Source organism: Intestinimonas butyriciproducens (assembly GCF_016901775.1).
GTDB lineage: Bacteria > Bacillota > Clostridia > Oscillospirales > Butyricicoccaceae > Pseudobutyricicoccus.
In genome coordinates, this window is the sequence record NZ_JACJKW010000035.1 from 1 (window position 1) to 10,084 (window position 10,084).

Here is a 10,084-nt window from a genome sequence, read left to right on the forward strand (position 1 = left end):
CGCCGCGGGAGCGCAATATGACAGCGGAGGCACTCCGCCGCGGGAGCGCAATATGACAGCGGAGGCACTCCGCCGCGGGAGCGCAATATGACAGCGGAGGCACTCCGCCAGCGTCACGCTGCTTGAATGGGAGGGAAGAAGATGGCGTTACCAGAAAGTTTTTTACAGGAACTCACCGCACGATGCGACATTTATGACATCGTCAGCCGGTATGTGAAGCTGAAAAAAAGCGGCTCCAACTACTTTGGCCTGTGTCCCTTCCACAACGAAAAAACGCCCTCCTTCTCGGTGTCCCGGGATAAGCAGATCTACCATTGCTTCGGCTGCGGCGCCGGAGGCGGGGTCATCAACTTTATTATGCGCATGGAAAACATGACCTTTCCCGAAGCGGTGCGCCATCTGGCCGCCCAGGTGGGGATGGAAGTCCCCGAGGACACCGGGGCCTCCTATGGGGAGAAACGGAAACGGCTCATCGCCCTGTGCACCGAAAGCGCCCGGTTCTATGTGGAAAAGCTCTATTCCCCCGAAGGAAAGGGGGGCCTTTCCTATCTTCTGGGCCGGGGTCTTTCTCCCGCCACACTGAAGCATTTCGGCCTGGGCTTTGCCCCCGACAGTTGGGACAGCCTGATCCACGCCATGACACAGAAGGGCTTTACAAAAGGGGAAATGCTGGAATGCGGCCTTGTGGTGCAGAACAAAAGCGGCGGGGTCTATGACCGGTTCCGCAACCGGGTCATGTTCCCCATTATCGACATCCAGGGCCGGGTCATCGCCTTTGGCGGACGGGTGATGGACGACAGTATGCCCAAATATTTAAACTCCTCCGATACCCCGGTGTTTCAGAAAAGCCAGAACCTGTTCGCCATGAACTTCGCCAAAAAATCCAAAGGGGATTTTTTCCTTCTGGCCGAAGGGTATATGGATGTGATCGCCCTGCACCAGGCCGGGTTCCAAAGCGCCGTAGCCAGCCTGGGCACCTCCCTCACCAAGGAGCAGGCCCGGCTGATGGCCTCCCGGGGCAAGGAGCAGGTGATCATCTGCTATGACAGCGACGAGGCGGGGAAAAAGGCTGCCCAGCGGGCCATTGATCTGCTGACCCCCACCGGTCTCAAGGTGCGGGTGCTGCGTATGAGCGGGGCCAAGGACCCGGATGAATACATCCGGAAAAATGGTCCGGGGGCTTTCCGGGATCTGCTGGAAAAATCGGACAGCGACATTCAGTACCGTCTCGGTGAAATCGCCGCCCGGTTCGATCTGGAAGAAACCCAGGATCGGGTGGAGTTTCTTCAGCAGGCCGCCTTGCTGCTCTGTGCCATCCCCAGCGCTGTGGAGCGGGAGATCTTCTCCCGGCAGGCAGCGGAGAAGGCGGGAGTCAGTCCGGAGTCCATGCTGGAAGAGGTGGAACGGCAGCGGAAGCGCCGGGCCCGGCAGGCCAGAGTCCAGCAGGAACGGCAGGCCATGCAGCCCGCCCGGGCCGCCCAGCCCGCCGCACGGGATCTGCGGTATGACAATGTGCGCTCCGCCCGGCGGGAGGAAGGGCTTGTGGCCCTGCTGTTTTCCCACGGAGAGCTTCTGGACAGGGTGTCCTCCCGGCTGCAGCCGGAGCAGTTTTCCTCTCCCTTTCTGGGAAAGATCTATGAACTGCTTCTCAAACGGCGGCAGCAGGGGGAAGAAACCAGCCTGGGGCTGTGCATGAGCCTTCTTTCTCCGGAAGAAGGGGAGACGCTGGCGAAATTGGTGGCCAAAGAGCCGCCGGTGCAGAATCCCCAGCGGGCATTGGAAGATTATCTCTCGGTGATCGAGATGGAATATATCAAAAAGAAAAATCAGACGGAAGAACAAGACGATGCAGCCCTTCTGGAGCTGGCCCAGCGCCGGCTCCGGCGGCAGCAAGAGCGTGGAGGAATGTAAGAATGGCGGAAGAGAAGAACAGGAAGAACGACAAGAGCCAGGAGACTGCCCAGAGCAAGCAGCAGATCATCAAGGATCTGCTGGACAATGCCAAGAAAAACGGCAAAATCACCATGAAAGAGCTGAATCTGGCCATTGATGAGCTGGAGCTGGACAGCAAGCAGCAGGACAAGATGATGGAGATGCTGGAGCAGATGGGAATCGGCATCGCCGTGGAAGAGGAGGACGGCCTGCCGGAAGTTCCCCTGATGGATCTGGACGATCCGGGCCTGCAGGAGATCCAGGACATCCACGAGGAAGAAGTGCCCGACGACACCGTTTTGGCGGAAGGTCTGGCCATCGACGACCCGGTGCGGATGTATCTGAAGGAGATCGGCAAGGTGGACCTGCTGTCCCCCGATGAAGAGATCGAGCTGGCCAAGCGGATGCTGGAAGGGGACGAAAAGGCCAAAAAGCGCCTGGCCGAAGCCAACCTGCGTCTGGTTGTGTCCATTGCCAAGCGGTATGTGGGCCGGGGAATGCTGTTCCTGGACCTGATCCAGGAGGGCAACCTGGGCCTGATCAAAGCGGTGGAGAAATTCGATTACACCAAGGGCTATAAGTTCTCCACTTACGCCACATGGTGGATCCGCCAGGCCATCACCCGGGCCATTGCCGACCAGGCCCGCACCATCCGCATCCCGGTGCACATGGTGGAGACCATCAACAAGGTCATCCGTGTGTCCCGTCAGCTGCTTCAGGAGCTGGGCCACGATCCCTCCCCCGAAGAGATCGCCGACGAGATGGGCATTCCCGCCGACAAGGTGCGGGAGATCATGAAGATCGCCCAGGAGCCGGTGAGCCTGGAAACCCCCATCGGCGAGGAAGAGGACAGCCATCTGGGGGACTTTATCCCCGACGACGATGCTCCCGAACCGGCAGAGGTGGCTTCCTTCACTCTGCTGAAGGAGCAGCTGGTGGAGGTGCTCAAGACCCTGACTCCCCGGGAGGAAAAGGTGCTGCGCCTGCGTTTCGGTATCGAGGACGGCCGCACCCGCACTCTGGAAGAGGTTGGCAAGGAGTTCAATGTGACAAGAGAACGCATCCGCCAGATCGAGGCCAAGGCCCTGCGGAAACTGCGCCATCCCTCCCGCAGCAAAAAGCTGAAAGACTTTTTGAATTGATGTTTCTCAAACGGAAAAACCCCTGCACATCATCCTGTGCAGGGGTTTTTGATTCGTGTTATCGGTTGAGCTTTTTCTGATCGGTGCGCTCCAGGATATAGTCCACGCTGACTTGGTGGAAATCCGCCAGAGCGCAGAGCACCTGGGGAGGGATCATCCGTTGGCCGCTTTCGTAATAGGCGTAAGTGCGCTGGGAAAACCCCAGGGCTTCGCCTAACTCTTGTTGGGTCATATCCAGATCCTCCCGCAGATCCCGGATCCTTCGATATTGCCACATAGGAATCACCAAATCCAGTATGGCCCAAAATATTCTAAAAAATCCCTTATCAGAACGGATTGTTCTTGGGTAAATTTTCTATGATAGTCAATATAAACCAAAAAAATCCGGAGGCAAAAAAGGCTCCCGGGTAAAGGTGAGGCGGAGATTTTGATGGGAAAAAGCAAGGGCGATGCAGGCCCGCCTTGTCCCCCGTCCCAGCACCAGAAAGGCCGGGCCCGGGGGAAGAGACGAAAAAAAGATGCGGGCAGTATGGAAAAAAGAATGAAAATGCCGGCTCCTGCTCCGGCTGGAGCACCGACAGCACGCCGGCAATGGCGCCCAGGGACAGGGTGGGTTCCGGAGTGAGCAGCAGAGGCACATCCTGGGTGGAACCGGCAGAGAGGGCAACACCCGAGGCGGGAGAGAGGAGATAGCCCTCCTTGGCGGCGGCCACGGTATAGCTTCCTTCGGGAAGATCGGTGATGGTATACAGGCCGGAAGGGTCGGTGAGGGTGTGCTGATAGGGCATACCGGCGCTGTCAAAGACCTTGACGGTGGCATCGGCCACCGGGCCTTCTCCGTCGGTGACAATGCCGGTCAGAGTGGATGGGGGAGGGGAGCCGTGGAAAGCTGCAAATCAATGTTGGCTTCCTCCATGCCGCTGAGGGAGAAGCTGGTGCTGTACTGCAAAGAGAGCAGGTCCTGTTTGATATCCGCCATGGAAAAAACCTCCTGACTGGAAAATGGACGGGGAAGATGGCCTTCCCATCGCCCTATGCCCATGGTATGCAGCAGGAGAGAAAATGGTTCGGCACAAAAAATCCCCGGAGGTTCTGCCTCCGGGGATTGGGGTCTTGGGTTTATTTTTTGTTTTGTGCTGTGGAGCAGCAGTGGCAGCAGCCCTTTCCGGCGTCGCAGCCAATGCAGGGGGAGCCGCTTTTTTTGGCTTTGTATACATACCGGGCGGCCAGGGCCACCAGGGCGAAAATCACTCCCAGCAAAAGGATATCCACAGGGGACATTTCTGAAAACCTCCTCAATACCCGCCCTTGGTGGGGGGGATTTACCATATGATTAGCGTATGCTAACTATATGGGGAAAGAAAAGGCGGAATTAGCAAAAGCTAACCACCTTTCAAAAAAAGATCAGATCTGGATGGCTGCGGCCAGCTGGGTGTCTAAATTGTACCGGCCGTCCTTGATGGAAACCACGCAGCCGCCCTTCCGATGGGAGACGACGGTGATGGGTTCACCGCTGAAGCAGCCCAGGGAAAACAGGAAACTGTTCAGTTCCTCATCGTCGGTGAGGATCTCTTTGACGATGTATTCCACGCCTTCCTGTGCATGGGTGAGATTCATGGGGATTCCTCCTTTGCGATTAGTTAGCAGTTACTAACTTGGCACTACTATATCATCGGCAGGGGGATTTTGTCAAGGGGAAGAGGGGAAATATTTTCCCCCAAAAGGCAGAAACTAGCCTGTGGACGAAAAACCCGCCCTCTGAAAAGAGGGCGGTTTTTTGTGTGTCAGGGGGTATCGCTGAGACCGGTAAGATAGTCCAGGGAAACCTGATAAAACTGAGCCAGACGGACAGCGGCCTCTAGAGGCAATGGCCGAAGGCCCCGTTCATATTTGGAATAAAGAGATTGATCGCATTGCAGGAGATCGGCCACCTGCTTTTGGGTCAGGTCGGCATCCTCCCGCAGATCCCGGATACGGAGATTCATAAATTATCACCGTATCCACTATAACAAAGGACAAATGGTACTATTGACAAAAAGGACTATTTGTCCTAGAATTTGTGAAGGGAAGCACTAAATCTCCATGGGGCGTTAGTGTGGATTTTTCTTTTCTTGCTTTTGCAGGTCTTCCACCGCAGCCTGCGTGGCGGCGATGACAAAGGCAGAGAAAGTGCAGTTTTGGCCCTGGATCAGCTTTTCCACTTCGTTGACCAGATCGGCGGGGAAGCGGATGGTTTTGTTTACCGTGGATGGAATTGTGGGAATTTTGAATTTCACCGCCATCACTTGCCTTTGCCTTCCGTTTCCTCCAGTTTACACCATATTTCCTTTTGTGTATGCATTGCATTTGCAATGCATACCGCCTGGGGGAAAAGCGGGTACAATAAAGAAGAGGTGATGGCATTGAGCGATTACGCCGATTACAAAACCATGTAGTATACCATGAAGCGAAGCGACATGGGATATTGGCCATGTTTTCGGTTGTCCCGCAAACGGGACGAGAAAACGGCCGCAAAATCAGTATAATAGCCGCTTGCGGTTATTATACCATGATGCAGGCCAGCGAGAAGGCCATCCGCATTCTTATTGAGGCCCAGCGCCAGCGCGAAGAGATCTATCTCAATCAGAAAGAGCCCTCTTTGACCCTTCTGCCCATCAAGGATGCCGGCCCGGAAGAAAAACAGGAAAAATAACAGGGGAACGGGAAGATGCCCCGTTCCCCTTGCTTTTATGCGGGAAATGTGCTATCCTTTGGTTAGCGTAAACTAACCAAAGGAGCTTGCTTGTATGACTGTTTGGGAAAAGGATGTTTCTCCCGGGGAGAAAAAATGGGTGGAGATCCCGGTGCCTGGGGGAAAACCGTTAAGGGGAGTGTGTCTGCGCGGGGTGTCCTCCGGCCCCCGGCTGGTGGTCACCGCCGGTGTGCATGGGTGTGAATATGTGGGGGTGGAAGCGCTTCGCCGCCTGATCAAAGAGCTGGATCCGGGGGAGGTAAAGGGCAGTATTTTTCTGCTGCCTCTGGCCAATCCTCAGGGCTTTTATGCCGGGGCCAAACAGGTGGTGCCGGAGGACAAAGTCAATCTGAACCGGGCTTTTCCCGGCTCATCCCAAGGCAGCGCCGCCTTCCGTCTGGCCTGGGCTTTGGAGCAGGCTCTTTATCCGGGAGCAGATTTTTTGGCCGATCTTCACAGCGGTGACTGCAACGAGAGTTTGCAGCCGTTGGTCTTTTTTCCCCGGGATGGGGAGGAAGAAGTGTGCCGGGCCGCCCGTCAGGCTGCTCAGGTGCTGAATGTACCCTATCGGGTGGCTTCCACCGCCAAAAATGGACTGTATAGCTGGGCGGTGCAGCAGAAAATCCCCGCATTGCTCATTGAGCGGGGAGGCCAGGGGCTTTGGAGTGAAGAGGAAGTAAGGGCCTGCCGGGAGGATGTGCTGGCTCTGCTTTGTCACCTGGGGATCTGCTCCGGCCCCGTTCCCGCGATACCCCAGAAGGAGATCACAAAAGCCCGGTATGTGGAAGGAGAAGAAGAGGGATTCTGGTACCCTCAGGTAAAAGCCGGAGACAAAGTGGAAAAGGGACAGCTGCTGGGCGTGGTGGAAAATCTGGAAGGCTCGGTTATCTGTCGGGTGCAGGCGGAATTTGACGGAGTGGTGCTCTATCATACCACCGCCCTGGGAGTGGGACGCAAAGAGCCTTTGATCGCCTACGGCACCTGGAATGAAAAGTAAATGAAAGCCCTCCGGCAGTGTTTGCCGGAGGGCTTCTTTTATCCCATTTTTTCAAATCGGGCGCAAAGAGCAGCCAGCTGGCTGCGGGTGAGAGAGCTTTGGGGGGAAAGAAGGGTGGGGGAGACCCCTTTCATCAGCCCTTGCTCCACACTCCAGGACAAAGGCTCCCGGGCCCATTGGCTCACCTGGCTTTCGTCGGCAAAGGCCCCAAGGGCTTCTCCCTGGCTTTCGCCTCCGACAAAGCGGCAGAAGAAAGCGGCCATTTCCTGTCTGGTCACAGGGCGTTCCGGATGGAACAGGCCCATGTCATCCCCTTGTGCAATGCCTTTTTCCAAAGCCCAGGCGCAGGGGGCGGCATACCAGGCATCTTCCGCCACATCGGAGAAGGAGGCGCGGGACACCTGGGGGCTTCCGGCCAGACGGTAAAGCACCGTCACCGCCATGGCCCGGTTGACATTTTGCTGAGGGAAGAAGGACTGCCCGTCCCCTTCCAGCAGCCCCTGGGCGGCGCACCAGGCTACATCTTCACAATACCAGGCATCCTCTGTAACATCGGAAAAGGTGGGAGCAGGGGAGAGGGGGCCCATGGGGCCGGAAAGCACCGGCTCCCAGGAGGCCGTCAGCTGGGTCTCTCCAGCGGGCAGAACATACAGAAGGGTGCCCTGCCGGGCGCCTTTCTGATACCGTGCCACTTGCAGAAGGCTTTTTTCCTCTCCGGTGAGGGTCAGACCTTGTCCCAAAGGCAGATCACAGAAAAAGCCTTGCTCTCCGTCCCCTTGGAAAGGGGGAGAAAGGGCGGTTTCGCTGGAAAGACGCAGATAGGCGCACTGGGTGTCCAGGGCCTTTTCCCCCAAGGACAGCCAACTCAGATAATAGGCCATGCTGTGGCTGTAAAACAGACTGTCCTCCCCCTGGAGACTCCGCAGGGCCTGGCTCAGCGGGGCCAGCTCTCCCTGGAGGGAGGAAAGAAAAACAAAAGCGGCCTGGGTCTGATCCTGGGCACCACCCAGAATATCAGACAGATACTGGAAGTATTCCGCCAGGGTGATCTGACGGGGGATCAGCGAACCCAGGGTGAAAGAGCGCTGGGTGTAGTCTGGGGCGGAAGGGGCCAGCTCTTCCAAAAGGGCAATGAGCCGGTCGGTGTCCCAGCATCCTTCTCCGATGGGGAGGGACAGGCCGGTGAGACTCTGGTACAAAGGCGCCGCTTCCTCCCGCAGCTGGGCATAGTCATCCCGGGAGCTTTGAGAGGGCAGGAACAGGTCCTGACCATAGCGGCCATAGCCCCAGATGGCCAGGGGCAGCCGGGGAATGGGATCCTGGGGGCTGAGGATGTTGAAAATCCCCGGGGCTCCTTCGGTGATGGCGTTTTTTTGCACCGTGGCCGGGGTGGCAAAGGTGTAGCAATAGACTGTTTTGTCTTTTTCCGTCAGACGCTGGGCGGCCAGATTGGCAACAGCAGCGCCCCGGCTGTGTCCGGTGAGAAAGAACAAAGGCTCATCCTCCGGAAGGGCAGCCAGGTAGCTTTCCAGCTGCTCCATCATCTCATCCCGGGCCAGGGCGAAGCCTTGGTGATGGTTTCCTTCACCGATGCGGAAATTGCTCCGCCACTGGGCGCTGCCGTTGGTGCCCTGAATGACGATGGCTACCAGGGTTTTGTCTGCGCCCGCCAGCTTTTTGAAGCCGAAGGCATAGGCCACCTGGTTTTCGGCCTCTTCTTCTTCCGGGCCATAGTGATAGAGATGTACCTGCTCAAAGCCCAGACCGGTCAGGGCATCGGCCAGTTCCTCCCCCTGGTCCTGGGAATAGGCAGCGGCAGAAAGGGCTATGGAGGCCTGGGCCAGGCCCTGTTGGTACTGGGAAGGCGCCTGGGTAAACCAGCCATCCTCCCAGGAAAGGGAAGCCTGGGCCGATGTTCCCGTTCCGGTCTGGATGGTCACCTGGATTTCCCGCGCTTCACCCTCCGCCCAGGCCGGGGAGGGGACGAGGGATGCCGTCAGAAACAGTGCCAGCAAAAAACAAAGAACCCGTTTTCCTTTCATAGCCATTCCTCCTTGCTTTTTCTTACAGTATAGCATAAAAAAGGAAAAGGGATAAGTGGGGGAGCCGGTTGACAGATGAGGTGAGAAAATTTATAGTAACAAGGAAATCGGTTCAATGGCAGGTGAAAAAATGGACTATGATAATGGAGGGATTCTATATCGGTGGACCCTGTTGGATCTGTATTCTTTTTTGAACGGTGTCTTTTTTGCAGCTTGCTTTCGGTGGTGCTCTGGCTGCTTTGCCGGAAAACATCCCGAATGGTGCGTCTGGGGCTGAAGCCTTTGTGCCTGTTTGTCTTTCTGGCCATGCTGCGCCTGGTGCTGCCCGTTGAGCTTCCTTTCACCCAGATCGTAGGCTCGCGAAAGATATTGGTCTGGGTGCAGCGGGGATTTCGCATCCACCTTGCCCAGCTGGGAGGACATTCCATCCAGACAGGGGATGTGTTTTTTGTTTGTGTGGCTATGGGGGGCGGCGCTGCTGCTGGGGCAGTTTCTATGGCAATGGGCCCGCCATGGCCGCTATATGGCCCAGTGTCCCTCCATTCCCCGGGAGATGATGGAGAAGGTGGAAAACTGGCTCCCGGGGTTCCGGGGCCAGGTGCGCCTGGCGGCGGGAAGCGGGACGCCCTATGTCATCGGCTTTTTCCGTCCGGTGATCTTTTTTCTGTCGGATGCAGACTATAAAGAGGGGGATCTGCGGCTGATCCTGCTCCATGAATGGCAGCATTTCCGCAACCGGGATCAGTGGAGCAAGCTGCTTTTGCACAGAGTACTGGAGACAAGGAGCCCTGGGTCTTTTTCACTCTGGAAGGGACGGTCTATTATAATGAGGCTACTGGCCTTGTAACATCGCAGGAACAGGGAACTTTGAAAGAAGTTTGGCTGTTGCCACGGGATGATAAAGCGGTGACAGGTCAGTCGGTGACAAACTCCGTTTCTACAGACCAAAAATCGGTGATTTATGCAGGCTATGTAGAAGTGGGGGATAAGGGAAAATTCCACGGCGAAATGAAAGTGGAAGTTCCACAGGAGTAAGGGAAAAATAGACCGCATTGGAAGCTATATGTTTCCATTTTAAGCTGTATCGAAAAAGGTAAGAAGGCTGGCTGTCTGCTTTATGCAGGCAGCCAGTTTTTTGTGCTCCGAAAACCACTCGCTAGGCGAGTGGTTCAAAAAAAGACTTATGTCGATAATGGCGAAATAAAAACTCCCTTTGCTATAATAGGAGTGCGGTCTGCCA

General features: G+C 56.3%; 14 protein-coding genes. 6 read left to right on the forward strand and 8 right to left on the reverse strand.

Going from position 1 to position 10,084, the window contains the following annotated elements; all coding sequences use genetic code 11:
* The first annotated feature begins 141 nt into the window (after window positions 1-141).
* Together dnaG and rpoD are read left to right on the forward strand one after the other, a co-directional pair.
* Complete coding sequence (dnaG, locus tag H6A25_RS12260) at window positions 142-1,911, forward strand: DNA primase (RefSeq protein ID WP_204752407.1); 1,770 nt, start codon at window positions 142-144, stop codon at window positions 1,909-1,911.
* Between the two features lie 2 nt (window positions 1,912-1,913).
* The gene (rpoD, locus tag H6A25_RS12265; RefSeq protein WP_204752408.1) at window positions 1,914-3,074 is read left to right on the forward strand and encodes an RNA polymerase sigma factor RpoD; all 1,161 of its coding nucleotides are present in this window, start codon (window positions 1,914-1,916) and stop codon (window positions 3,072-3,074) included.
* 58 nt (window positions 3,075-3,132) lie between these two features.
* Here rpoD and H6A25_RS12270 read toward each other — a convergent pair whose 3' ends face one another.
* The 7 genes from H6A25_RS12270 to H6A25_RS12295 form a co-directional block, all read right to left on the reverse strand.
* Window positions 3,133-3,351 (reverse strand): helix-turn-helix domain-containing protein, encoded by a 219-nt coding sequence (locus H6A25_RS12270; RefSeq protein WP_204752409.1) that lies wholly within the window; start codon window positions 3,349-3,351, stop codon window positions 3,133-3,135.
* 49 nt (window positions 3,352-3,400) lie between these two features.
* The gene (locus tag H6A25_RS12275; RefSeq protein WP_243423368.1) at window positions 3,401-3,934 is read right to left on the reverse strand and encodes a carboxypeptidase-like regulatory domain-containing protein; all 534 of its coding nucleotides are present in this window, start codon (window positions 3,932-3,934) and stop codon (window positions 3,401-3,403) included.
* Window positions 3,931-4,053, reverse strand: a complete 123-nt coding sequence (locus H6A25_RS13005) for a hypothetical protein (RefSeq protein WP_275951905.1) — start codon at window positions 4,051-4,053, stop codon at window positions 3,931-3,933. Before H6A25_RS13005 ends, H6A25_RS12275 begins: the two co-directional genes overlap by 4 nt.
* A 140-nt stretch (window positions 4,054-4,193) precedes the next feature.
* Window positions 4,194-4,355, reverse strand: coding sequence for a FeoB-associated Cys-rich membrane protein (locus tag H6A25_RS12280; RefSeq protein ID WP_204752411.1), 162 nt, complete (start codon window positions 4,353-4,355; stop codon window positions 4,194-4,196).
* Between the two features lie 123 nt (window positions 4,356-4,478).
* Window positions 4,479-4,691: a FeoA family protein gene (locus H6A25_RS12285; RefSeq protein ID WP_204752412.1), complete on the reverse strand. Its 213-nt coding sequence runs from the start codon at window positions 4,689-4,691 to the stop codon at window positions 4,479-4,481.
* A gap of 167 nt (window positions 4,692-4,858) precedes the next feature.
* Complete coding sequence (locus H6A25_RS12290; RefSeq protein WP_118426612.1) at window positions 4,859-5,059, reverse strand: helix-turn-helix domain-containing protein; 201 nt, start codon at window positions 5,057-5,059, stop codon at window positions 4,859-4,861.
* A gap of 105 nt (window positions 5,060-5,164) precedes the next feature.
* Window positions 5,165-5,356, reverse strand: coding sequence for a YlcI/YnfO family protein (locus H6A25_RS12295; protein WP_204752418.1), 192 nt, complete (start codon window positions 5,354-5,356; stop codon window positions 5,165-5,167).
* 188 nt (window positions 5,357-5,544) lie between these two features.
* On the opposite strand from H6A25_RS12295, the gene H6A25_RS12300 reads away from it, so the two are divergent.
* Both H6A25_RS12300 and H6A25_RS12305 read left to right on the forward strand, forming a co-directional pair.
* Window positions 5,545-5,766 (forward strand): hypothetical protein, encoded by a 222-nt coding sequence (locus tag H6A25_RS12300; RefSeq protein ID WP_204752413.1) that lies wholly within the window; start codon window positions 5,545-5,547, stop codon window positions 5,764-5,766.
* A gap of 94 nt (window positions 5,767-5,860) precedes the next feature.
* Entirely contained in the window at window positions 5,861-6,802 is a 942-nt protein-coding gene (locus tag H6A25_RS12305; RefSeq protein ID WP_204752414.1) for a M14 family metallopeptidase, read from the forward strand.
* 38 nt (window positions 6,803-6,840) lie between these two features.
* On the opposite strand, the gene H6A25_RS12310 is transcribed toward H6A25_RS12305, so the two are convergent.
* The gene (locus H6A25_RS12310) at window positions 6,841-8,844 is read right to left on the reverse strand and encodes an S-layer homology domain-containing protein (RefSeq protein ID WP_204752415.1); all 2,004 of its coding nucleotides are present in this window, start codon (window positions 8,842-8,844) and stop codon (window positions 6,841-6,843) included.
* A gap of 448 nt (window positions 8,845-9,292) precedes the next feature.
* Here H6A25_RS12310 and H6A25_RS12315 point away from each other — a divergent pair, with 448 nt between their 5' ends.
* Window positions 9,293-9,691, forward strand: a complete 399-nt coding sequence (locus H6A25_RS12315) for a M56 family metallopeptidase (RefSeq protein WP_204752416.1) — start codon at window positions 9,293-9,295, stop codon at window positions 9,689-9,691.
* 20 nt (window positions 9,692-9,711) lie between these two features.
* Window positions 9,712-9,879, forward strand: a complete 168-nt coding sequence (locus tag H6A25_RS12320) for a hypothetical protein (protein ID WP_204752417.1) — start codon at window positions 9,712-9,714, stop codon at window positions 9,877-9,879.
* Window positions 9,880-10,084: the final 205 nt, after the last annotated feature.